General features: G+C 61.0%; 19 protein-coding genes. 15 read left to right on the top strand and 4 right to left on the bottom strand.

All coding sequences use genetic code 11. The features are described 5' to 3' along the window. Positions 1–179 precede the first annotated feature (179 nt). Positions 180–1,922, top strand: a complete 1,743-nt coding sequence (locus FJ977_RS25175) for a PAS domain S-box protein (protein ID WP_140774876.1) — start codon at positions 180–182, stop codon at positions 1,920–1,922. Between the two features lie 89 nt (positions 1,923–2,011). Here the strand turns inward: FJ977_RS25175 and FJ977_RS25180 are convergent, their stop codons facing one another. Further along, positions 2,012–2,686 (bottom strand): response regulator transcription factor, encoded by a 675-nt coding sequence (locus tag FJ977_RS25180; RefSeq protein WP_140774877.1) that lies wholly within the window; start codon positions 2,684–2,686, stop codon positions 2,012–2,014. Between the two features lie 574 nt (positions 2,687–3,260). Between FJ977_RS25180 and FJ977_RS25185 the strand changes: the two genes are divergently transcribed. From FJ977_RS25185 to FJ977_RS25225, 9 genes are all read left to right on the top strand, one after another. Next, positions 3,261–3,983, top strand: a complete 723-nt coding sequence (locus FJ977_RS25185) for an NDP-sugar synthase (RefSeq protein ID WP_140774878.1) — start codon at positions 3,261–3,263, stop codon at positions 3,981–3,983. A gap of 52 nt (positions 3,984–4,035) precedes the next feature. After that, a complete protein-coding gene (locus tag FJ977_RS25190; protein WP_140774879.1) occupies positions 4,036–5,172 on the top strand; it encodes a DegT/DnrJ/EryC1/StrS aminotransferase family protein in 1,137 nt (378 codons plus the stop codon). After that, complete coding sequence (locus FJ977_RS25195) at positions 5,169–5,843, top strand: sugar transferase (RefSeq protein WP_140774880.1); 675 nt, start codon at positions 5,169–5,171, stop codon at positions 5,841–5,843. Before FJ977_RS25190 ends, FJ977_RS25195 begins: the two co-directional genes overlap by 4 nt. Positions 5,844–5,889: 46 nt before the next feature. Further along, on the top strand, positions 5,890–6,894 hold the full coding sequence (locus tag FJ977_RS25200; protein WP_140774881.1) for an NAD-dependent epimerase/dehydratase family protein: 1,005 nt from the start codon (positions 5,890–5,892) through the stop codon (positions 6,892–6,894). Beyond that, positions 6,891–8,159 carry a hypothetical protein gene (locus FJ977_RS25205; RefSeq protein ID WP_140775215.1) on the top strand — a complete coding sequence of 423 codons (1,269 nt, stop codon included), beginning with the start codon at positions 6,891–6,893 and terminating at the stop codon, positions 8,157–8,159. Before FJ977_RS25200 ends, FJ977_RS25205 begins: the two co-directional genes overlap by 4 nt. Beyond that, the gene (locus FJ977_RS25210; protein WP_140774882.1) at positions 8,146–9,405 is read left to right on the top strand and encodes a polysaccharide biosynthesis/export family protein; all 1,260 of its coding nucleotides are present in this window, start codon (positions 8,146–8,148) and stop codon (positions 9,403–9,405) included. The genes FJ977_RS25205 and FJ977_RS25210 overlap by 14 nt, the downstream gene beginning before the upstream one ends. An 84-nt stretch (positions 9,406–9,489) precedes the next feature. Next, on the top strand, positions 9,490–10,407 hold the full coding sequence (locus FJ977_RS25215; protein WP_246683331.1) for a class I SAM-dependent methyltransferase: 918 nt from the start codon (positions 9,490–9,492) through the stop codon (positions 10,405–10,407). A gap of 422 nt (positions 10,408–10,829) precedes the next feature. After that, a complete protein-coding gene (locus FJ977_RS25220) occupies positions 10,830–12,542 on the top strand; it encodes a type I secretion system permease/ATPase (RefSeq protein ID WP_246683332.1) in 1,713 nt (570 codons plus the stop codon). 26 nt (positions 12,543–12,568) lie between these two features. Continuing rightward, entirely contained in the window at positions 12,569–13,912 is a 1,344-nt protein-coding gene (locus FJ977_RS25225) for an HlyD family type I secretion periplasmic adaptor subunit (RefSeq protein ID WP_140775217.1), read from the top strand. A gap of 46 nt (positions 13,913–13,958) precedes the next feature. Here FJ977_RS25225 and FJ977_RS25230 read toward each other — a convergent pair whose 3' ends face one another. Next, positions 13,959–15,401: a hypothetical protein gene (locus FJ977_RS25230; protein WP_140774884.1), complete on the bottom strand. Its 1,443-nt coding sequence runs from the start codon at positions 15,399–15,401 to the stop codon at positions 13,959–13,961. A 585-nt stretch (positions 15,402–15,986) separates the two neighbouring features. Here FJ977_RS25230 and glmS point away from each other — a divergent pair. The 4 genes from glmS (at position 15,987) to FJ977_RS25250 (ending at position 20,454) form a co-directional block, all read left to right on the top strand. Further along, on the top strand, positions 15,987–17,810 hold the full coding sequence (gene glmS, locus FJ977_RS25235; RefSeq protein WP_140774885.1) for a glutamine--fructose-6-phosphate transaminase (isomerizing): 1,824 nt from the start codon (positions 15,987–15,989) through the stop codon (positions 17,808–17,810). A gap of 589 nt (positions 17,811–18,399) precedes the next feature. Beyond that, the gene (locus FJ977_RS25240; RefSeq protein WP_140774886.1) at positions 18,400–19,368 is read left to right on the top strand and encodes a glycine betaine ABC transporter substrate-binding protein; all 969 of its coding nucleotides are present in this window, start codon (positions 18,400–18,402) and stop codon (positions 19,366–19,368) included. A gap of 14 nt (positions 19,369–19,382) precedes the next feature. Continuing rightward, positions 19,383–20,081 (top strand): L,D-transpeptidase, encoded by a 699-nt coding sequence (locus FJ977_RS25245; protein WP_140775218.1) that lies wholly within the window; start codon positions 19,383–19,385, stop codon positions 20,079–20,081. A gap of 43 nt (positions 20,082–20,124) precedes the next feature. Beyond that, positions 20,125–20,454, top strand: a complete 330-nt coding sequence (locus FJ977_RS25250) for a hypothetical protein (protein ID WP_140774887.1) — start codon at positions 20,125–20,127, stop codon at positions 20,452–20,454. Between the two features lie 81 nt (positions 20,455–20,535). On the opposite strand, the gene FJ977_RS25255 is transcribed toward FJ977_RS25250, so the two are convergent. Beyond that, on the bottom strand, positions 20,536–21,378 hold the full coding sequence (locus FJ977_RS25255) for a LysR substrate-binding domain-containing protein (protein WP_140774888.1): 843 nt from the start codon (positions 21,376–21,378) through the stop codon (positions 20,536–20,538). Between the two features lie 93 nt (positions 21,379–21,471). On the opposite strand from FJ977_RS25255, the gene FJ977_RS25260 reads away from it, so the two are divergent. Then, complete coding sequence (locus FJ977_RS25260; protein WP_140774889.1) at positions 21,472–22,473, top strand: bile acid:sodium symporter family protein; 1,002 nt, start codon at positions 21,472–21,474, stop codon at positions 22,471–22,473. Positions 22,474–22,692: 219 nt separating this feature from the next. On the opposite strand, the gene FJ977_RS25265 is transcribed toward FJ977_RS25260, so the two are convergent. Continuing rightward, positions 22,693–24,015: an MFS transporter gene (locus FJ977_RS25265; protein WP_140774890.1), complete on the bottom strand. Its 1,323-nt coding sequence runs from the start codon at positions 24,013–24,015 to the stop codon at positions 22,693–22,695. Positions 24,016–24,108 lie beyond the last annotated feature (93 nt).

Genomic DNA, 24,108 nt, shown 5'->3' on the forward strand with positions numbered 1-24,108 from the left:
TAGTTGAAGAAGTCTGCGGCAGAACGATTCCGCAGCGTTCGTTGAAATGTGCGTTCTGATGAGCCCTTCCAACCCTCGATTTTATTCGCCGGGAAAGGCGTGGCAATCCGGCAGTGGTACTAGGTTGCCCCTTCACGGCCTAGTCTCGACGGACTAGACGGAAGGTTGTAGGCTGACGCATGGGTTTGGTTCTGCGTCGACTGAAATTGAATGTGCCAGGCACCCCGTTAGCTCATGTAGCTTCGCTGTTGGTGCTGGCAGTCTCTTTAATATTCGTGATAACAAATACAATACATGTTGGGCAGGACGCGGCCTTTATTGCGTTTATCCCCGCGATTATTATCATTGCATATCTCGAAGGGCGATTGCTCGCCATCGCCGCGACGCTTCTCATGGCAGCCGCCGGCTTGTGGGAACAGCGCGTCCTGAACTCTCAAATCTCTGCGGAGGATTGGACGCGCGCCATCTTCCTCCTGGTTTCGGGTGGTCTGATCGCGTTTGTGTTCCACCGCCTGCGACAGGATTTGCGCGAGGCGCTCGAGGTCGCCGAGGCAAGGCTTGCTGCCATCGATGCTGCCGAGGGCCGCTATCGGTGGGCCTTCGAGCGCGCCGCCTTGGGTTTTGCGAATGCCAATCGACGTGGCGAACTGCTGCAATCGAACAGACGTCTGTTTGAGATGACCGGCTACGGAGAAGAGGAACTTGCGCAGCTGGAGCTGGAGGCGCTCGTTCTTCCTGACGATCGAGATGCCGTGCGGGATTTGTTGAAAGATCTGAGCAATGGCGCCGCGTCATCCGCTGCGGATGTTCGCCTGTTGAGGAAGGACGGCAAGGCGTTCTGGGCTCGCCTGGCCCTGTCTTCGTCGCGGCCTGACGAGGTGTCCACCGAGAGCGTGTTCGTGGTGATCGACGATATTTCCGAACGCCGAGCCGCCCGCGAGGCTCTCCGGGCTCAGAAGGAATGGCTTGATCTCGCTCTGTCTGCCGGACGCCTAGGTACGTGGCGTATCGATCTCAAGGAGGGGACAGTCACAGGCTCCGACAAGTTCTGGGACATCCTTGGCCTGCCGCCTACGCGCGTCCGCCCCTTGGAAGAACTCTCGACCGTGATTCATCCGGCCGATTGGCTGAAGCTGGCGGCCTCGGCAAAACCATCGTCGGGTGTGAATTACGACATCGAGATCCGTGTCCGGCGGACGGACGGCCATGTGCGCTGGATTGCCATGCGCGGTCGGCAGGAAAAACACGGCGATCGACCGTTGCGCATCGGGGTGGCTGCCGATCTCACCGAGCGTCGACAAACCACGCTTCTTCGCGCTGCCGTGAAGAAGCGCGAGCGCATCATGCGCGAAGAACGCCATCGGTTCAGCAACCTGTTCCCGGTCATCACGGCCCTGGTGAAGATGATCAATGTTCCCGAGAACGACGTTGCCAAATACAAGGAAATGCTGATCGATCGGATCAGAACGCTGGAAGCGACGCACATGCTCCTTTCAGGTCATAGCAATATTTCAGGGTTGCTCCACGAGCTCGTGGCCCAGGAACTGCAGCCCTTCAAGGAAACACGGGATATAACGATCAGCGGCCCCTCCGTTTTAGTACCAGGTGGCGCCGCCGAGAGCCTTGCGATGATACTTCACGAGCTGACGACAAACTCCGTGAAACACGGTGCGCTGGGTGACTCACAAGGCAAGGTCGAGGTTAAGTGGCAATTCGCATCCGACGGCGCGGGCGACGATCTCGTGTTCGACTGGGTGGAATCGGGACGGCGGAAGAACGCAAAGGTCGTGCGCCACGGTTTCGGTTCCATGATAATCGGCGTCGACGGCACGCCGCTTGTCGGTCATTCCCCGAAACTGGAAATATCGGAGCACGGACTGCGGTATTCGTTGCGGCTGTCGCGGAAGGAAATCGAACTCTGAAGCGCGTCATCTGTGAGACGATCTGGTGACACGCTTTAAGTTCTTGCCCTGCGCATGTCACCCAAACCGCTCGCCTTGAGCGATGGCCGTCAGTTGACATTCCTCGACAGCCAGCTTTGCAGCAAAACGGCTGCTTCGGTCCGGTTTCGGACGCCGAGCTCGCGCAGAACGGCAGCAGCATGAATTTTCGTTGTCGCCTCCGCAATATCCAGGTTGCGGGCGATCTCCTTGTTCGAATACCCCTCCGCCATCAGTTTGAGGACGTCCTGCTGTCTCGGTGTGAGCCTGTCGAGATTGGCGCCGTTCACGCTCCGACGAGTTTGATTTTTCGCCGGGGGCAAGGTCGGATATGGCTTCTCGGCCGACGCTCGAGACAATAGCGCCGGCACATAGATCCGGCCGGAGAGGATCTCGTTTACGGCCAGCACGACTTCCTCGTCTTTCTGCGACTTGACGATGTAACCGTGAAGTCCGATCGAAAGAGCGGTCAGTATCTCAGAGCGCGAATCGTCCCCCGAAACGATCGCAAAGCGCGTGCCGGGATAGGCCGACAGAACGTCCCCGAGGACCTCCTGGTTGAACAGTCCGGGCATGTTAAGGTCGAGGATCGCAAGATCGATGGATGCCTGCTCCTCGAGAAGATTGACCACGGCATCGAAGCACGCAGCCTCGAATATTTCGGCATTCGGAATCCCAGCCGTAAGTGCCAGCCGCAAGCCGCGCCGATACAAGCCGTGATCGTCAGCGATGACGATCCGATACATTGAACTACCCCAACGCTCACTCGGTTCCCGACGAGAAAACCCGCTGAAACCTCCCATTCCTCCATGATGGACACAACTGCGGCGATCCTGAAAGTCGTGATCAACCACCAGTCGTCACATCACAGTGATATCCACGGCGTCCCCACCCGCGAACATCACGCATGCATAATATAATCCTAAATTGCGAAAAAGCTTCTGTTATTTTTTTTAACCCTGCGCGAGCTGCCCGGCCTGCTGAGCGATATCGAGCACAAGAGGCCGCGTTGCCTCACGGCTTTTTGATGCCAGCACCTGCCTTCACCGGGGGCTCACAGGCCAATCCCGGCACTTGGCGGACGCTGCTCGCGGCCAGGTCCTGACCGCTCAGGCCGGCCTCGATTTCGCGGAAAATTCAATACCGGAAGAGCGTTGGCGCGTTGCCATTCGAATGCACGACGACAGCCACCCCAGCTGTCACATACCCTTCTCGTATGATGTTCGGAGTGCCGCCGAGGGTCGGGCCGGATGCCAAGTCCGAATGAACTCGAACACGAGATGCCCGGACAGAACCAAATTGTAAATCAGGGAGGATCGGATGAAAGCGGTGATTCAATGTGGTGGAATGGGCACGCGCCTTCGGCCCTTCACGTCGGTCTTGCCGAAGCCCTTGATGCCGATCGGAGCCCGGCCCGTTCTTGAGTTGCTTCTCAAGTGGCTGCGGCGCAACGGCATAGAAGAGGTCTACATCACGACCGGCTATCTCGGGCACCTGATCCGCAGCGTCTGTGGAGATGGATCGCAATGGAATCTGAAGATCAGATACACCCAGGAAATGGAGCCGCTCGGCACCATCGGGCCTCTGTCTTTGATCAGGGAAGAACTGAACGATACATTTGTCGTGCTCAACGGCGATGTTCTTACCGATCTAAGCCTCAGCCGGTTCGTAGCCGCGCATCGTATGCACAAGGATCCGGTCACGATCGCCACTGCCTGCCGGCTGATCAAGATGGACTTCGGCGTCATCGACGAGGTCGACAATGCCGTTCAGCTCTTCAGGGAAAAACCGACACTTTCCCATCTCGTCAGCATGGGCATTTACTGCATGAACCCGGATGTCCTGCGGTTCATTCCTTCCGGCATCCCTTTCGGGTTTGACGATCTGATGCTCCAGATGATGCAGGGCGGCACGGCCGTGCATGTGTACAAGCACGACGGTCTCTGGCTCGACATCGGTCGCGTTGACGACTTCCAGAACGCACAGGCGATTGCCTGGGAAGAGCAGTCGACCTCGATCGAGGTCGCCGCCGCGGCCGCGTGAAGAGTTCAGAAATCAGAGGCCGAACCAGCAAATAACAGTTCAGGAGGTCAAGATGCTCTTGGTGAGCGCACCAATTCTAGGTGTACCGGAGAAGGTAGCCCTATCGAAGGTGATTGATAGCGGCTGGCTTACCATGGGAGAGCGGGTACAAGCTTTCGAGCAGGCCTTTGCCGACATCCATGGCGCACAGGATTGCGTTGCGGTCGGTTCTTGTACCGCGGCGCTTCATCTCATCCTGCACGCGCTGGGAATCGGGCCGGGCGACGAGGTGCTGGTTCCGTCACTGACCTTCGTGGCGACCGCGAATGCCGTGCTGTATGTCGGGGCCACGCCGGTCTTTGTCGATATCGAGTCGGCCGACGTGCCGCTGATGTCGCTCGCGGAGGCCGAAGCGCGGTGCACGCCACGCACAAAGGCGGTCATTCTCGTGCATTTCGCGGGCTACCTCCCCAATCGGGAACAGTGGCAGCGTTTCGCCCGGGCTAGAGGGCTGCATATCATCGAAGATGCCGCGCATGCTCCCGGCCTGAGGGAGGTGGGGACATTCGGCGCAGCGGCTGCCTTCAGCTTCTATGGCAACAAGAACATGACAACGGCGGAAGGGGGCGCCGTGATTGCGCGCGACCCCGATCTGCTCGACAGGATTCGCCAGGCCCGCGGGCATGGCATGACGACCGGGACACATCAGCGGCTGAACAGCCGTACGCCGCAATATGATGTCACCATGCTCGGGTTCAACTACCGCATGGATGAGTTGCGGGCCGCGATCGGACTGGTTCAGCTGCAGAACCTGCAGGAGTGGAACGAAATCAGGCGCATCCTGGCCGTGCTGTACCGGCGCCTCATCGCGGAACGCTGCCCTGCCGTGACGGTTCCCTTCAGCGAACCCCGGACGTCGGCTTACCACATCATGCCGATCCTCCTGCCGCGCTATGCTAGGCGGCAGGATGTTATCGACGAATTGCGGGCGCTGGGGATCCAGACCACGATCCATTATCCGCCGGTGCACCAGATGACACTCTATCGTGAGCGTTATCCCGACACCCATTTGCCGCGTACAGAGGATTTTGCCCAGCGAGAGCTGACAATTCCACTGCACCCCCAGATCACGTCGCCTGTCGCGGAGGCAGTTGTGGCTGCGCTGGCAGCCGCGCTTAGCAGCGGCGCTCAGACAGGAACCGCGGCATGAATGCATCAGATCTCTCACTTCACCGGCGTCTCGTGGCAAGCCCCACGCATGGCTTCGTGAGACGTTCGATCGATCTCGCGGTCGCCGGCGCCGCGTCCGTTATTTTGGCGCCGCTGATGCTGCTGATTGCCGTGGCGCTTCTGGTCGAAGGTGGCCGCTCCGTCTTGTTCGTGCAAACGCGCATGGGCGCCGGTGGCCAACCCTTCCGCATGTACAAATTCCGCAAGTTCAGGGTGGACTGCAGCTCCCAAGGCCTCGCCCTGACCATGGTTGGCGACAGCCGCATGACGACGATAGGCCGGTTCCTCGCCGCGACCAAACTCGACGAATTGCCGCAGCTGTGGAATGTCCTCAAAGGCGAGATGGCGATCGTTGGGCCACGACCTGAGAGCCTGGCTTTCGCCGATTGCTTCCACGGTGGCCTGGAGGCCGTCCTGCGCTACAAACCTGGCCTGCTGGGCCCAACGCAGGTTCTTTTCCGGCACGAGGCGCGTTTATTTCCCCAATCCGTGGATCCGATCCTGTTCTACCGGGAGGTCATGTTCCCGGCCAAGGCAAGGCTCGACCTGTCCTACTATCCGCAGCGCACCATCGGCTCCGACATCATGTGGATGGCACGCGGCTTCCTGGCGGTTGTCGGCTGGGTTCCATCACCGCCGATCGACGTATGAACCCCAAAATGGAAAGCGCTCCATCAAGCCAAGGGAATGCGCAGTCATGAGCTACAATGGCAAGAAAGTTCTGGTGACAGGCGCGGATGGATTTATCGGTTCGCATCTCACCGAAGCGCTTGTTCGCAACGGGGCCGATGTCACGGCCCTGGCGCTCTACAATTCCTTCGACAGCCATGGATGGCTGGACGATTTGCCGGACAACATCCGCAGCCGGCTGAAGCTCGTCCGCGGCGACGTCCGCGACAGCGCGTTCCTGAACCGGATCATGCGGGGCCAGGCCGTCGTGTTTCATCTGGCTGCCCTGATTGCGATTCCATATTCCTATGCGGCCGCCCAGTCTTATGTGGAAACCAACATCCTGGGCACGGTGAACGTGCTCGAAGCGGCGCGTCAATGGGAGACGGAGCGGGTGGTTCATACCTCCACGAGCGAGGTCTACGGAACCGCCCAGACCATGCCCATTCGCGAAACGCATCCGCTGCAGGGACAGTCACCCTATTCGGCATCCAAGATCGGTGCCGACATGATGGCGGAGTCCTACGCCAGGTCGTTTGATGTTCCGGTCGTCATTATGCGGCCCTTCAACACATATGGTCCTCGCCAGAGTGAGCGCGCCATCGTGCCGACCATCATCCGGCAGGCCCTCGACCCGAACTGCCCTGCGATCATGGTCGGTGATACGAGCCCGATCCGTGACCTGACCTTTGTCGAAGACACCGCCGCGGCGTTCCTGACGGCCGGCTTGGCGGGGCTCGAATTCGGCCATGCCTACAATGCCGGCAGCCAACGCGCCGTGACCATCTCCGACGTATTGGACCTCGTCCTCGAATTGAGCGGTTCCAAAAAACCGGTCCATCGCGACGAAAGCCGTTTGCGGCCGCAAAATTCGGAGGTTCGCGCCTTGCTCGCCGATTCCTCGCGCTTTGAAAGCGAGACGGGATGGCGGGCGCAGACCAGTCTGCGCGATGGGCTCGAGCGGACGATCGCGTGGTGGCGCGCGCGCCTTGGCGAAGGCCGGGTACGGCGCGAAAAGGGCTATATGACATGACCCTGCTGCGCCGGCATCTGGTGGCACTGTTGCTGATTGCCGGTGCCGTATTCCTGAATTTCTACATGGCCGGCGGTCGGGCAAGCAACGCGTCGGGGCCGCTGGTGGCGGCCAACCTTCCGGACTATCTGGGTGAAACAAGGGATCCGGCGTCCGGCACGGTCTTCTTGCGCATCACAGAACCCGGAATTCTCGGCCTGGCCGGTGTATGCGGGACGAAATACTGCACCCACCGCTATTCAAGCGCACAGGCCTGGAATGCCGACCAGAGCCTTCTTTTGATCGTCAATGGTTGCGGTGGCATGTGCTTTCTCGACGGCCACAGCTACGTCCCATTATTCCACCGCGACCGCTCGATTGAGTGCGAATGGCATCCCAGGGATCCCCAGCTGATGATCTGCGTTGCCGACCGGCAGATTTCAACCTGGGCGCCACGCACCAACCATGAGGACGTCGTGTTCACCTCGTCGGCCTACACCAAACTTCAGTTCGGGCCTAACAAGGGCAATCCGAGCCGCGATGGCAACCGCATTGCTGTGCGTGCGACGCGCAATGACGGCAAGGCGGTGGTCTTTGGCTACGACCTCAAGGAGCGGAAGAAGTTCCCGGATATCGATCTTGCCCAGCTTCCAGGAACCACCGGCTCCTGTTCGATCTCCCCGCTCGGGATCAACATTGTGTGCTCACAGGTATTGCCGGACGGCAATGAACCGAACTTCATCTTTTCCATCGACGGCGTCCTGCGCCAGAAGTGGATGGAGCACCACCGGCCCGGTCATGGCGACATGACGGTCGATGCCGACGGCAGCGAAATCTATGTCGGGATCAGCAAATCGGATCCCGACAAATATCAGGTGATCAAGCGCCGATTGACTGACGGCAAGGTCACCTCGCTGATGAAATATGGCGAGGCCATGCATGCGTCGCTCAGGTCGCTGGACAGGCCGGGCTGGGTGTTTCTGAGCTATGGCGGTACGCCAGCCGAAATAGCGCAGCACCCGGATTGGGCGCCTTACGCGCAGCAGGTCATTGCACTGCGCTTGGACGGCAGCGGAGAGGTCCGCCGTGTCGTCGACACGCAAAACGCGCACTTCGATTACTGGAGCGAGACGCATGCCTCGCCATCTCCGGATGGCTCGCAGGTGATCTGGTCTAGCAATTGGGGCGTGCCCGGTGGCCCGGTATACGATTTCGTTTCCCGTCTTGAATGGCCTTCGGAGCCGGTGCCGAACCAGAAGGAGATTGTCGCAAATGGCCTTCGCTAAACGAACCGTTCTTGCCTCGGTTGCCGGGATGTTCCTGACATCGATGGCTGCCGCCGGCGACGTCGAGCCCTATCGCCTGTCACCTGGCGATACGGTTGAGATAGGGATAGCGCCAATTCCGGATCGAACGCAGCGAGCCGTGGTCCAGATGGACGGCAATATCGCCCTTCCCGAAGTCGGGATGGTTATGGTCGGAGGGTTGACCGCGTCCGAATTGCAGAACCGCATGCAGACGCTTCTGCCGGCCACGATCTTTCACGTGCGTTTGCCCGATGGACGAGAGCAGATGGTTGTCGTCAAACCAGGCGATATAACGGCCATCATCGCTGACTATCGTCCGATCTACGTGACGGGCGACGTGCTTACGCCGGGACAGCAGGTCTACCGTCCGCTCATGACCGTGCGGCAGGCGCTCGCCGTCTCCGGCGGCTTCAGCCTCTTGCGGTCGCGCGCGGGCCAGACAGGACCCGACCCAGTTGATCTCAGGCGCGATTACGAGACACTCTGGGGCGACTACACCAAAGAGTATTTTCACGCCGCCCGTCTCCGCGCCGAACTTCAGGACCAGGCGGATTTCGACAAGCAGACGCCACAGGGGTCGCCTCTGTCGCCCAGCGTCGGGTCAGCGGTCGCCCAGGCCGAGGCGGACGCGCTGAAGATCGCGCTGAGCGACTTCCAGCAGGAACAGGCCTTCCTTGAGAAGGGCCAGAAGGACGCGGCCGATCAAATCGAGCTTTTGCAGAAGCGCGAACAGGTCGAGTCCGAGAGCGTGAAGGCTGATCAGGACGACCTGGCGAAAGTGACCAAGGCGTTCGACGCAGGCAATCTGACCAACACCCGGCTCGCCGATGTCAGGCGCGCCTTGCTTCTGTCTTCAAGCGGTGCGCTGCAAACCTCGGTCGAGCTCATGAGAGCGCGGCGCCAGCAGGAGGACTATGTCAGGCAGCGCGAACGCAATGACAATCAGAGGAAGGTTGGCTTGCTGACGGATCTGAAGGACACCAACGCGCGGCTGGGGGATGTCACCGCCAGACTCCGTGCCGCCAGCGAGAAGTTGCAACCGACCGGAGCATCCGCCCAGCCATTGCCGATCGCCGGCGAAACGATCCAGGCTCAAGTCACTATCGTGCGCAAGATAGGCGACGAGTGGCGCAAAATCTCGGCGGACGAAGATACGATTGTGATGCCGGGGGATACCGTCGAAGCCAAATTCAGCAGTGATCTGCAAAGTGCTGCAATCCAATAGGGCGGCTTCAATCGCCGGCCGATAAAAGGGGGGCTTGGGAAACTGTTCGATTGGAGGGTCGAACAAACCGAACAGGAGATCCTGGTGAGGCTCAATTCCAGGCGAGATGCGAAGCGGAAATGGTTGATGAACACGGCTCGGATGGCTCAGCCGGCGGCTTATGCTGTCGATACGCCTTCGGCGGTCCGAATTCTCATGGCCGAGGCTCAACCCGGCAAGCCCGCGATTTGGCAGGATCTGGCGTCCAGCCAACAGATCCACACGCAGGGCGACCGGGTGTCGGACGACTACAGGGCCAGTCATTGCGCGCCAGGCTACGGCGCGCACTACAACATGACGCACGAGTTCGGCTATTACGGTGCGCTGTGGGACAAAATCGAAAGGCCCATGATCCTGGACGTTCTTCGCCCAATGGGCGGAGCCGGTCGAAACTGCCTCGATTTTGCATGCGGAACAGGTCGCATCACCAACGTCGCGGCTGAGGTTTTCGGCGAGGTGGTCGGCGTCGACGTTTCCAAATCCATGCTTGCCTGCGCGCAGGTTCCGAACAATGTGAAACTGCGCAACATCGATATGACGATGGAATCCCTCGAAGAGACCTTCGATGTCGTAACCGCGTTTCGCTTCTTTCTGAATGCCGAGGATCAGCTGAAACGGGAAGCGCTGAAAGCGATAAACCAGCAATTGAAGGATGACGGACGGCTCGTGTGCAACGTTCATATGAATGCGACTTCGCCCATCGGCCTGGTTTGCCGGCTGCTCAATTGGTCGCTTGGACGCACGGTTCGCAACACGCTAAGCGAGACGAGATTCAAGAAACTCCTGACCGCTTCGGGCTTCGTCGTGGAGGAAGTGATACCTTACGGCTATCTGCCTCGGCCCGGACGCCTCTTGCCGCGGATCTGCGAAGCATTGATCGAGCCCTTCGAGAAGCTATCCAGAACCCTGCGCGTTCCCGGACAACTGGCGCAGCATTTCCTGGTTATCGCGAGGAAGCATTAGATCGCGAGGAAGCATTAGAAGACGAGATCGCTCACTAAAATGGCTCGGTGAAACGGCCGTGAGCCAGGCGCCGCGGCTTCGCCTCTGCGGCGACTCACCCCCCGAAAAAAATGATGTTGGCTCGGTTTCGTTTGCCTGAAACGCGATCTGTACAGCCCTCCTCGCACCTTAAAACGGCAGTTTTCCCCTGGTTTAATGCGTCGATTCCCGGTTTTTCGGGCCAGCGTCACGATTTTGCTACATTTTGACCGAAGGCCACGTACGTTAGTGGGGCGTAATATTATAAGGCAAAAAGGGAAAACGCTCCTGAAAACCAAAAAATTGTTGACGGCCGGCGGAGCCAGTGAACCTGCCCGACGACTTCTTACCGGAGGTCGCAAGCCATGAGCCTTGGTGGAAACTCGCCCGATCTGCGTGGCGCTATGCTTGGCGCCGCGCCCGCACTGGTAGGCGTTGGCGTGTTCTCGGCGGTCATAAACATTCTTGCCCTGACCGGCTCCGTCTACATGCTGCAAGTCTACGACCGCGTTCTGCCTTCGCAGAGCGTTCCGACGCTGGTCGGATTTACGATCGGGATGCTGGGCCTTTACGCGGTTTACGGCCTGCTGGATTTTGTGCGGCTTCGCCTCCTGGTTCGAATCGGCAATCGCCTCCATAAGACTCTGCAGCAAAGGGTCTTCGGCCTCTCTTTGTCCTTGCCGCTCATCGGCGGGCAGGACGCGAGCCGGGTACAGCCGCTTCGTGACCTGGATCAGTTGCGCGGCTTCCTTTCCGGATTGGGGCCGACTGTCGTCTTCGACGCACCGTGGATACCGTTTTATCTACTGGTCATCTTTCTTCTGCATCCTTCGCTCGGTCTGCTGGCGACGGGCGGCGCGATTGTTGTCGTGCTGCTCACGGTTGTCGCGGAAATCCTTGGTCGCGGCCCGGCCGCGCGCGCGTCCGAGACGCTTGTGTCGCAACGCAACCTTGCCGACTCTGGCCGTCGCAATGCGGAAGTTGTCCGCGCGATGGGCCTTTCCGGGCGGCTTGCCCGCCGTTGGGGTGAGGTCAATCACGCATATCTCACGCACCAGGAGCGCCTTTCCGACATCGTCGGCGCCACCGGTTCAACGTCGAGGGCGCTGCGGATGGCCTTGCAGTCCTGCGTCCTGGGGCTTGGTGCCTATCTCGTGATTGGAGGTGAAGCGTCGCCTGGCGTGATCATAGCATCATCCATATTGCTGGGCCGCTCGTTGGCCCCGGTTGACGCGGCGATGGCAAACTGGAGAGGGTTTGTGGCATTTCGTCAGAGCTATTCCCAACTGGCGAGGGCGCTGACCGCCTTCGGCAGCCATGACGAGCTCATGGAACTGCCAGCGCCGCAGGCGATGCTTGCGGTCGAGGAACTGACAATAGCCCCGCCAGGCCAGCAAAAACCGACCGTGGCCAATGTCAGTTTCCGCCTGCAGGGGGGCGCGGGAATGGCGATTGTCGGCCCAAGCGGTTCCGGGAAAACGACACTTGTGCGCGCGCTGGTGGGCGTGTGGCAGCCGCTTCGCGGAACGGTAAGGCTGGACGAAGCCTCGCTCGACCAATGGGGTCACGAACAGCTTGGCACCCATATCGGCTATCTGCCGCAAGATGTTGAACTGTTTGATGGAACGGTTGCCGACAATATTTCGAGATTTGGCGGCAAGGGCGACGCCAAGGGCGTGCTGGCAGCCGCCAGGGCGGCGGGCGTCGACAAGATGATCATGCGATTGCCGAATGGTTTTCAAACACGCGTAGGCGAGGGAGGGGCAGCCCTTTCGGCCGGACAGAGGCAACTCGTTGGGCTTGCCAGGGCACTTTATGGCGAGCCGTTTCTTGTCGTCCTCGACGAGCCGAATTCAAACCTGGACGTCGATGGCGATGCCGCCCTGGCCGGCGCGATCCTGGCGGTGCGCCAGCGTGGAGGCATAGTCATCGTCGTTGCGCACCGTCCTTCAGCCCTCACCAATATCGACAAGGTACTGGTAATGTCGAATGGGACGCTTCACTCCTTTGGCTCGCGCGAGGAGGTGCTGGCCAACGTTATCCGGCCCTTCCCCTCGCCAGCTGAACGGCCGGCGTCGGTTGTCCCGATACAGAAGGGAGTAAGCGGTCATGCGTGAGGTGCTGCTCCATGTCTGACGCGACGATGTTTTCATACGTGCCGCTCGCCGATGCGAGCCGAAGGACCGAGGCGAACTCGGCCGAGGTGCGGGATGATATCCGGGCCAACCTGATCCTGGGCGCGGCGATCACGGCTCTGCTGATTGTCGGCGGCGGGCTTTGGCTCGGTTTGACCAAGATCGCCGGCGCGGTGATTGCGCCTGCCACCGTGGTGGTCGAGAGCAACATAAAGAAAGTCCAGCATCTGACAGGCGGCACGATCGGGGGCATCTTCGCGCAAGATGGCGATCATGTCCGGGCCGGCGATGTGGTGGCCAGGCTGGACGACACGCTGACGCGGGCCAACCTGCAAATAATCAGTGAGGATCTCGATCGCGCCACCGTTCGACTGGCGCGGTTGGAAGCCGAGCGGCAAGGCCTGTCGGAGATGCAGCTTCCTTCCGGCCTTCAGACACGGATGGGCGACCCGGAACTGGCCGCACTCGTCAATGGCGAGCGCGCCCTGTTTGAAAGCCGCGCCGCGGCGTTGACGGGGCAGAAGGCACAGTTGCAAAGTCGCTCAAAGCAACTCGAGCGTCAGATCGATGGCCTCAAGGCACAGCAGGCTGCGGAAGACCAATCCGTGGTCTTGCTGGATGGGGATCTTGCCGACGTCCAGGCGCTTTTCACAAAAAAGTTAGTGTCCAAGGAGCGGCTGAGCAACATCAGATTGGATGCCACCCGGGCGCACGGAGAGTCAGGGCGCCTCGCGGCGGCGGTTGCCGAGGCGCAGGCCCGGATCAGCGAGACCGAGCTGCAAATTCTTCAGCTCGATGAACAGAGGCGCAGTGAGGTGACCAGCGAACTTCGCGAAACCGAGGCCAAGCAGACCGAACTCGAAGAGCGCAAGGTTGTGGCGCAGGACGAATTGACCAAAACCACCATCCGCGCTTCGCAATCGGGAACGGTGCAGGAATCCTCCATCCACACGATCGGCGGCGTCATCGCCCCGGGGGAAGTGCTCATGATGATTGTCCCCGACACCGACAACCTCGTCGTCGACGCGCTGATTCCGCCGTCGCGCATAGATGATATTCGTCCCGGCCAGCGGGTCTCGATCCGGTTTCCTGCTTTCGACTCCGGCACCACGCCTGCTTGCCAGGGGTCGGTCAAGCGCATCTCGGCGGACCTGATCAAGGATCAACAAAAACAGCTTTCGTATTTCTCGGCGCGTATCAATGTCGAGAACAAGGCAGCCTGCCTGACCGATGCCAAGGTGCTAAAGCCAGGCATGCCGGCAGAGGTCCATATAAGCACGGACGAACGCAGCGTCTGGTCTTATCTGCTGAAGCCTCTCACCGATCAGATGTCGAGGGCTTTCCGCCAATGATGTGAGGGATCGTTGGAAGCAGGCGGCGAATATGGGCAGCCTCCTTCTATGATGCGGTGAGCGCCCTCCGGCGAACGCGGCGCATGGAGCGCGCTGTTCGCTCCACCGTCACGGGAACCTTGGCTGCATCGCTCTTGTGCGTCAAGGCGTTGGCCTTCGTCGTCGCATGGAGCCTCTCAAGAGGCAGGAGGTCCCTGATCCGGGCGTTGACCGACGCAATTTCGGTCCGCAGGTCTTCGCATTCCTGCCGGCGGACATCGAGTTGTATCTGATCGGACGCCTGCTGCAGGGAAAGCTGTGAAAAATTGGCGGTTATCTTCGAAAGATTCAGCTTGTCGGTTTCAGCCTCCTTGGTGAGAGCAGCCAACCGTTCATCCGCGACCTGCTTTTCCGCCACGGCCTCGCTCCATTGAAGCCTGAGCTTGGCGAGTTCGTTCGAGGCTTCGCTGTTTGCGTTTGATGCGAGTTCCAGTCGCGAATGGAGGTTCTGAATCTCGGAACGCGATCCTCGAATTTCGGCACGGCAGCGTTCGATCTCGGCGTTCTTCTCCGCTTCCATGATACGGGCGGCTTCCGTCATCTCGGACAGTTTCGCCTGGGCGACCTCAAGCGACGTATGGAGTCGTGTCGCTTCCTTTTCGCTCTTGCCGAGTGCAGCCAGCAATTCGGAATTTCGTGCCGCTTCGTTGGCATGGATCGTGGAAAACCCGTCGAGCCTGTGCCGCGCCTCGTCTTCCCGCTTCAGCGCTTTTTCGAGGTCGATCGACAGGCTGACATTCTTCTCCCGCAGCTGTTTGTTTTCGCGCGCGCGTCTGTCGGCCTCGACGGTAGCAGCTGCAAGTGCGTTCGTGATGTCCCCGAATTCCGCTTCGTTTTTCGCGTTCGTGTTCGCGGCCTCCACGAGTTCCAGCCTTGCCCCGGCCAGTGCGCCGCGAAGCGCCTCACAGTCTTGAACCAGGCTTGCTTCGCGCTGCTGCAAGGCCTCCACAATGCCTTCCCGCTCATGCTGCCTTCGGTTCAGATCATTGAGCCTGTCCGACAGGCTCCTTTGCTCCGAGGTCAGGTTCAGATTCGCCAGCTCCAGTTCGTTGGCTCGCAGAATGTCGGCGTGAAGAATGTGGAACAGTTCGCGGGTCAGGTGATGCGTGCTTGCGATCTCCGACAGTTTCGAGTTGATCTCCTCGAAGTGGAGCTTCGCATCGCGAAACAGCCCATCAAACGAAGTCAAGGCGGCCATACGGCTCTGCGTATGGGAGGTCAGTCGTCGCGCGGGTTCCGCAGTGACGGCGCCGTCTCCGGTTTGGGTGCTGTTGTCCTGTTCGCTGTTGTCCTCTTGCATGGGCGTCTCGCCAGCGACGGCATCTGTTGCCTGCTCTGACAGATCGGACAAACCAAGGCACTCGTCGACGGCGTTCGCCAAGTCGGCCTCAAGGTCCTCGAAGGACTTCTCGGCGTTGTCAGCACGCCTGATCAGGTCTCTGAACTTCATGCCCTACATCCCCCTTCAGCATGCCTGGATCGAGCAAGGCGAGGATTAAGCTTCCCCTTTGTATCGAGAGGTCAGTTCGGCGTCTTCGTGCAATCAAACGATGCCGAGCGCCAGCGATTTCAGCGCCTTAACCGCAAGGAGTGGTCGAAAATTGTGAGCGACAGGCCAAGGTTTGTTCATCTCCTGCGTGGACTCAGTACCGCTCGCTTGCCGGCATCCGGGGCAGTCCGAGCCCCATGTAGATCAAGCGGCCCGACAGCCTCTTGGAGGGGGGCATCAGGCGGCCGGGCCTAACCGGCTGTTGGGTGTGTTTTGGTTTGCCGGCTGACTCAACATGCGCCTCGGCTGACCGAAGCGCATCATTCGAACGAACTGCCCGTCTTCAGGTGTCTCGCGGCCGACCACGCAGGCTCCGCCACGGAGCCTGCGCCTTCTTGGGCGACTTCGGACTTCAAACGCGACAGGTCAGCTTTCGATTAAGTCCATGGGCTCCTTCAAATGAACGATCAGCCCGTGGTCGGGGAGGGATAACATGGCTCTTGTGTGCAATGGGGCTGGAATTCTGCAGGCTATGGGGGCAAAGCCATGTGCGGCATCGTTGGAATAGTCGGCCACTCGCAGGTTGCTCCGCTCATCCTGGCTACGCTGAAGCGGTTGGAATATCGCGGTTATGACTCGGCCGGTGTTGCCACCATTGAAAAGGGGCAGCTTGGCCGCCGTCGCGCCGAGGGCAAGCTGATCAACCTCGAACGCCGGCTCAAGGACGAGCCGCTCGAGGGCACGATCGGCATCGGCCACACGCGCTGGGCGACCCATGGCGTGCCCAACGAAACCAATGCGCATCCGCATTTTTCCGACGGTGTCGCCATCGTCCACAATGGCATCATCGAGAATTTCGCCGAACTGCGCGATGAACTGACGCGCGACGGCTATTCCTTCTCCTCGCAGACCGACACCGAGGTCGTCGCCCATCTGGTGGCGCGCGAACTGGCCAGGGGGCGCAAGCCCGTCGAGGCCGCGCACCAGGCGCTGAAGCGGCTCGAAGGCGCCTTTGCGCTGGCCATCATGTTCAAGGGCGACGAAGACCTGATCGTCGGCGCCCGCAACGGCCCGCCGCTGGCCGTCGGCCATGGCGACGGCGAGATGTTTTTGGGCTCCGACGCCATCGCGCTGGCGCCCTTCACCAATTCGATCACCTATCTGGAGGACGGCGACTGGGCGGTGGTGCGCCGCGACAGCGTCGCCATCTTCGACATCGACGGCAGACAAGTCGAGCGCAAGCGCCAGCAGTCGCTGTCGACCTCCTTCATGGTCGACAAGGGCAACCGCCGCCATTTCATGGAGAAGGAGATCCATGAGCAGCCCGAGGTGATCTCGCACACGCTGGCGCATTATGTCGACTTCGTCTCCGGCGTCTCTAAGCCGCTCGACCTGCCGTTCGACTTCGCCAAGATCGGCCGGCTGGCGATCTCGGCCTGCGGCACCGCCTATCTCGCCGGCCTGATCGGCAAATACTGGTTCGAGCGCTATGCGCGGCTGCCGGTCGACATCGATGTCGCCTCGGAGTTCCGCTATCGCGAGATGCCGCTGTCGGCCAACGATGCCGCCTTCTTCATCTCGCAGTCGGGCGAGACCGCCGACACGCTGGCCTCGCTGCGCTACTGCCGCAAGGCCGGCATGAAGATCGGCGCCGTCGTCAATGTGCGGGAATCGACCATGGCGCGCGAATCCGATGTCGTGCTGCCGACGCTGGCCGGGCCCGAGATCGGCGTCGCCTCGACCAAGGCCTTCACCTGCCAGCTTTCGGTGCTGGCATCGCTTGCGGTGCGCGCCGGCGTGGCGCGCGGGGCGATCTCGAAAGAGCAGGAAAAGACCCTGGTGCGGGCGCTCTCGGAGGCGCCGCGCTATGCCAACCAGGTGCTCAAGCTCGAGGAGCAGATCGAGCGCATTGCGCGGGAGCTGTCACGCTATTCCGATGTGCTCTATCTCGGCCGCGACACCAATTTCCCGCTGGCCATGGAAGGCGCGCTGAAACTCAAGGAAATCTCCTACATCCACGCCGAAGGCTATGCGGCCGGCGAACTGAAGCATGGACCGATCGCGCTGATCGACGAGAACATGCCGGTCATCGTGATCGCGCCGCATGACCGGATCTTCGAGAAGACGGTGTCCAACATGCAGGAAGTGGCGGCGCGCGGCGGCAAGATCATCCTGATCACCGACAGCAAGGGGGCGGCGCAGGCGAGCGTGAAGACGATGGAGACGATCATCCTGCCGGACGTGCCGGAAATCATCTCGCCGATCATCTACGCATTGCCGATCCAGATGCTGGCCTATTTCACCGCCGTCTTCATGGGCACCGACGTCGACCAGCCCCGCAACCTGGCGAAATCCGTCACGGTGGAGTGACGGCGATGTCGCGCTTTCCAAGGCAGGCCGCACCATGCGGCAGCTGCTGACCGGATCCAGCACAACGCCCTGATTTCCCATCCTGGTGGCGGAGGCGGATCCCGCGGAGGTTTCCAAGGCGGCGGGAAGCTGCTTCGGCGATGACGGCAATAGTGGGTGCTTCCGATCGACGACGTGCGTCGTGGTGGCGGTTGCAACGCCCGTTGCTTCCTGTGTGAGCCGATGGTTGTTACTGTTACGTACTCCTTCGATGCAGCCTCAGATGCAAGCTTGGCAGCGACGCCAGTCAGATTCGGGGCTCCTATGACCGTCGCGAAGCAATCCCTGCTCATCTTGGCTCCTCCGACGATTTCGACCGCCCACGCCACCGCGCGGGAGGAGCGCTGGCGCCGCTTGGCGGTAAGCGCTACTCTGTCCGTTGTGGATCCGAACAGGCGACGCAACCTTCCGGGTCAGACCAACAATCTGGCCGAAAGGTTGGAGGCACCTCCGGTGGCAATCGACGAACGAAACCAGCTGTCGATGAACTGCTTTAGCGATTGGGTGTCTTCGACAGGATTCCAAATGAGCACGTGAAGAGGATCACTTGATGGCCGACCTGGTGAAACTGGCATTGAAAGTGGCGGTGGTTGCCTCGGCGATTGTGTTCGGCGATATTCGCACCCACGCTGCTGATCTGGTTATTGCAATGCCGAACTGGTCGTCGGGCCAGGCGACGGCCAACATCCTGAAAGTGAGTCTCAAGAAGGAGTTCGGGCTCGATGCGGATGTGGTGGAGATGGGCACCATGATTGCATTCGCCGGTCTTGACTCCGGCCAGGTCGACATCCATCCGGAAGTGTGGCTGCCGAACCTCGACACCTTGGTCAAGAAGTATGTCACCCAGGCCGGTACGGTCGCGATCAGCCCGATCGGAGTTCCGGCCTGGCAGGGTATCTGTGCCAACCGGACAGCGGCCGACAAATACGGCTTCAAGGACATTTCCGACCTCAGTGATCCGAAGAAGACCGAGGCGCTCGACACGGACGGAGACGGCAAGGGCGAGATGTGGATTGGCGCCCAAACGTGGTCGTCGACCACCATCGAGCGCATCCGCGCCAACAGCTACGGCTATGCCAAAAACCTGACGCTGCTCGAAATGCCGGAAGATGTGGGCATGGCGGCTGTAGATGCGGCGGAGGCCTCGGATCGGCCGATGGTCTTCGCTTGCTATGCGCCGCATGTGGTCTTCAAATTGCACGACATCGTCCGCCTGACGGAGCCACCATACGATGCCGCCAAATGGAAGATCGTCCTGCCGACGGAAGACCCGCAATGGCTTTCGAAATCGAATGCCGCGGTTGGCTGGGACACGGCCCACTACCACATCGCCTACGCGACCTCGTTGCGCAAGAAACATCCGGAGGTGGTTCGCTTCCTGGAGCACGTCGACTTCAAGCCGGAGGAGGCGATCGATATGAGCTACGCGCTCCAGGTCGAGCGGCAGGCGCCCTCTGCTTACGCCGAGCAATGGGTGGCCAAGAACGAGGCGCGCGTCGAAGGATGGGCCAAGCAATGACCAGACGCAGGAAGATGAGGTTCGGCACCGACGAACGAGCGGCGGGAACTGGCGGCAGGCATGCGGCAGGCCTCGCGGTCGTGCTGGCGCTGGGATTGGTTTTTTCCACCACCGCGTCCCTTGCCGCGGGAACGCAGGTCTACGATCCCAAGACGCGGCAGTGGACGGATTACAATCGCACCAAGGCCTACCAGTACTACAAGCTTCACAAGCAGGTGCCGGAATCCTTCCGCCCGCAGGTGGTCAAGTTCCGCACCGCCGAGCAGCCCGGCACCATCATCATCGACGGCAACCAGCACTTCCTCTATCTCGTCCAGCCCGGCCAGCAGGCGATCCGCTACGGCATCGGTGTGGGCCGGGAGGGCTTCGGATGGGCCGGCATCGTCAAGGTCGGGCGCATGGCGGAATGGCCGACCTGGACACCGCCGGCCGAAATGGTTGCCCGGGATCCAAAAGCCCGGCCGTGGGCCAATGGCATGCCCGGTGGGCCCGACAATCCGCTCGGCGCGCGGGCGCTCTACCTCTACGAAGACGGCCATGACACCATCTACCGGATCCATGGCACGCCCGAACCGTGGACCATTGGTCTGGACGTGTCTTCCGGATGCATCCGCATGAACAATGGCGACATCATCGATCTGCATTCCCGCATCAAGGTCGGGGCGAAGGTCATCGTGCTGATGCAGGGCGCGGCGCTCTACAAGGGTGTGTGATCAAGGACGGACGTATAGTTCGATAAACACAGGGGACAACACCATGGAGACCGGCAGGCAGATCAGGATGAGGCACTGGGCCGTTTGCGGATCGGCCTCAATCGTCATCACAACGGTTCTGGCGGCATGCCAGAGCGCGCCGACGCCCGACCAGATGTCGAGGACGACGGTCGAAACAGCACCGGCCGATCTCCAGCTTCTTTGCGCCGGCGCGGCGGCGAAAGCGGGCGGGGTCGATAGCGGCAAGGCGTTGCCGACCAGCTCGCGCAGGCTCGATGCCAAGAGCTTCCAGGTCGAACTGAACGTCGCGGGAAAGCCAACCAGCTGCATCGTCGATAGCGACGGCAAGGTGGCTTCAGTTCAGCCGGCCTGATTTCAGAAAAGCCGAAAGGCATCGAGGAGCGGGACGGGCGCGCCCGGCCCGGCTAGCCCTGACCGCCACCTACGCTGCCGGTCAGCGCAGGCCTCTCACCTTGTTCAGAATATCATCCGAAAGCGCTGAGACGAGCGCCCTGTCGGCGCCCTTGCTCGGGATGAGGACGAATTCCACGTCCTCCAACTGTGGCAGGTGGCCGATCTCCTTGAGACCTGAAGGCGACATGCTTTGCGGTTGCACCAGAACCCCCATCCCGGCGCGTGCGGCGGCCGTCAGCCCGCTCAGGCTTCCGCAGGTGCAGACAATGCGCCACGGCATGCGATGCCGCTCGAGCGCTTCCAGCGCGATGCTGCGCGTGACGCTCGGCGGGGGGAAGGAGATCAACGGCAAGGCCGCGAGTGACAGGACGTGTTCCGGATCACGGGCGAGCCAGACAAGCGGCTCACGATAGACGAGCCGCCCACGGCTGTCGCCCAGCCGGCGCTTCGCCAGGACGAGATCGAGTTCGCCATTGTCCTGCATCTCGTAGAGCACGCCGCTGAGAGCAACGGTCAGTTCGAGATCGACGGATGGGTGGGACCGGACAAAATCCTCCAGCACCAGTGGCAGACGGCTGGCAACCAGGTCCTCGGATACGCCGAGCCTCAATGTGCCGCGCAGCCTCTGCGCGGTGAACAGCGCTTGCACCTGCCCCTCTATGGACAACAGGGTCCGGGCATGGCCGAGCAGGGCTTCGCCGTCAGGCGTCAGCACCACCTTGTGCGTATCCCGGGCCAGCAACCGCCTGCCAATCGCGGCCTCCAGCTTGCCGATGTGCTGGCTGACGGTGGATTGCCCCAGCCCCAGCCTCTCGGCCGCGAAGGTGAAGCTTCCCATCTGCTGGACGGTGACGAAACTGCGAAGTTGGACCAGATCGAGCACTGATATCTCAAATCACGATAACTGTTATTCCTTGTATCCTATTTCACAATGCACGAAAAGACGGCGCTGGACCCATTCTGGAGCGAACATGTCATGCGCCGCTTTCTGCCGGACTCCTTTCTGATCCTGCTGTTGTGCACGGTCGCGCTTGCGTCTGTCGCGCCAGCAACCGGGACGTTCGCGGGATGGTTCGCGGTTGCGACCAATCTTGCCGTGGCGCTTCTGTTCTTCCTGCATGGCGCGCGGCTCTCGCGCGATGTCGTTGTCGCCGGCCTGATGCATTGGCGCCTGCACCTGGTCATCCTTCTGACGACCTTTGGCCTGTTCCCGCTGCTGGGTCTGGCGCTCGGCTATCTGCCTGCCTCGATCTTGCCCAAGCCGCTCTACCTCGGCATTCTTTTTCTGTGTGTCCTGCCCTCGACGGTCCAGTCCTCGATCGCGTTCACCTCGATGGCTGGTGGAAATGTCCCAGCGGCCATCTGCTCGGCTTCCGCCTCCAACATCTTCGGCATGTTCCTCACGCCCCTGCTCGTCGGATTGCTCTTCTCCATCGGCGGTCACGGCGGATTTTCATGGAATGCGGTGAGCCAGATCCTGGTGCAACTGCTCTTGCCCTTTGCACTTGGACAGCTGCTGGAACCGCGGATCGGCAACTGGATACGCTCTCGCAAGACGCTGCTGATGCCCGTCGATCGCGGCTCGATCCTGATGGTCGTCTACCTGGCCTTCAGTACGGCCGTCGCCGAGGGGCTATGGCATATGTTCTCGCTGCGCGATATCGCCGTGGTCGTTGTCGCCGACATGGTGCTGCTCGGCCTCGTGCTTCTGTGCACGGCCTATGGCAGCCGGCTTCTCGGCTTCGACAAGGCCGACCAGATCACGATCACCTTCTGCGGCTCGAAGAAGAGCCTGGCGAGCGGCGTCCCGATGGCCAACGTCATCTTTGCCGGCCAGGGTGTCGGCGCGATCGTTCTGCCGCTGATGCTCTTCCACCAGATACAGCTCATGGTCTGCGCCATGATCGCCCAGAAATATGCCAGTGCGGCGCACCGGTCCGCCATGCGGCAAGCCAAGCCGGCTGCTTCGGTGGTTTAGTCGGGTTTGCGTGTATAGCAGGAGGATCTCGAGCCGCGGATGGGCTTCATCCTGCGCGAATTTGTCGGCCGGCGCCCAGCCTTCTATCGCGACATGGCCCGGTGGATCACCTCCGCCTGGAGAATGCGCCGCATTGGGCGGGCAGGCGAGCATGGCAATGCGGCAACGGGCTGGGTCACCAATGCGATCGGACTCATATCCGCAATCGAAGGCCCCGGATTAATCGGCTTGACGATCCGCGGCCGGACGGCGCCCGTCAATCCACAGGGCGAGCAATGTGCAAGCCGCGCCCGACAGCAGATAGGCGCCGGCGGCGATGAGGCCGAAATTGCCGGCGAGCAGCAGGGCCGCGAGCGGCGCGAAGCCGGCGCCGAACATCCATGCCAGATCCGAGGTTATTGCCGAGCCGGTATAGCGATGCTGCCGGGAAAAGCTCGAGGCGACGACGCCCGACGATTGCCCGAAACTCAGCCCCAGGAGGATGAAGCCCAGCACCATGAACAGGGCTTCGCCGACGGCGCCGCCATCCAGAAGCTGCGGGGCAAAGCCGCTGAACGTCGCGATGGCGATCGCCGAACCGCCAAGCAGCGCACGGCGTCCAACGCGGTCGGCCAGTGGCCCTGACGCGACGATGGCCGCAATGCCGAACAGCGCACTCACCGCCTCGATCACCAGGAACCGCGCCGGTCCCTCATTGGTGAACAAGAACACCCAGGAGAGTGGAAACACCGTCACCATGTGGAACAGCGCGAAACTCGCCAGTGGCGCGAAGGCGCCGACGACGACGTTGCGGCCTTCGGCCCGGATCGTGTCCCTGATGCGTGTCGGCTGCAGGTCGCCGCTCTCGTACAGTTTCGAGAATTCAGGTGTGACGACAATGCGCAGCCGGGCGAACAAGGCGACCACATTGATGGCGAAGGCGACGAAGAAGGGATAGCGCCAGCCCCAGGTGAAGAAGTCGTCGGCCGACAGGTTGGCGACGAAGAAGGCGAAGAGGGAGCTTGCCACGATGAGGCCGATCGGGGCGCCCAGTTGCGGGATCATGGCATAGAAGCCGCGCCGGTTCTTCGGCGCGTTCAGCGCCAGCAGCGAGGGCAGTCCGTCCCATGTTCCGCCGAGCGCCAGTCCCTGTCCGATGCGGGCAAGCGCCAGCAGCCAGATCGCGACCACGCCGATATCGCCATAGGCAGGCAGAAACGCGATGGCGACGGTCGACGTGCCGAGCAGGAACAGCGAGATCGTCAGTTTCGCGCCACGGCCATAGGCACGATCGATGGCCATGAACAGCACGGAGCCGAACGGGCGCGCGACGAAGGCCAGTGCGAAGATGCAAAAGGAATAGAGCGTTCCGACAAGCGGATCGTGCGTCGGAAACACCAGCCTGGGAAACACGATGACGGACGCGATCGCATAGACGAAGAAGTCGAAGAATTCCGACGTCCTGCCGACGATCACGCCAACCGCGATGTCGCCCGCGCTGACCTGGCCATGATGCGAGCCGATCAGCTCGCTGTTCGTTTCGGCAGTCGAAGTCTGAGCCATCTTATCCGTCGCCACCGCGTGGAATGAAGTGTCCGGGATCCAATTCGGGGGATTCCCCAAAGGTTCCATTGTGCGCTGCACACTGGGCCAAAG

This window comes from Mesorhizobium sp. B2-1-3A, from assembly GCF_006442655.1.
Lineage (GTDB): Bacteria > Pseudomonadota > Alphaproteobacteria > Rhizobiales > Rhizobiaceae > Mesorhizobium.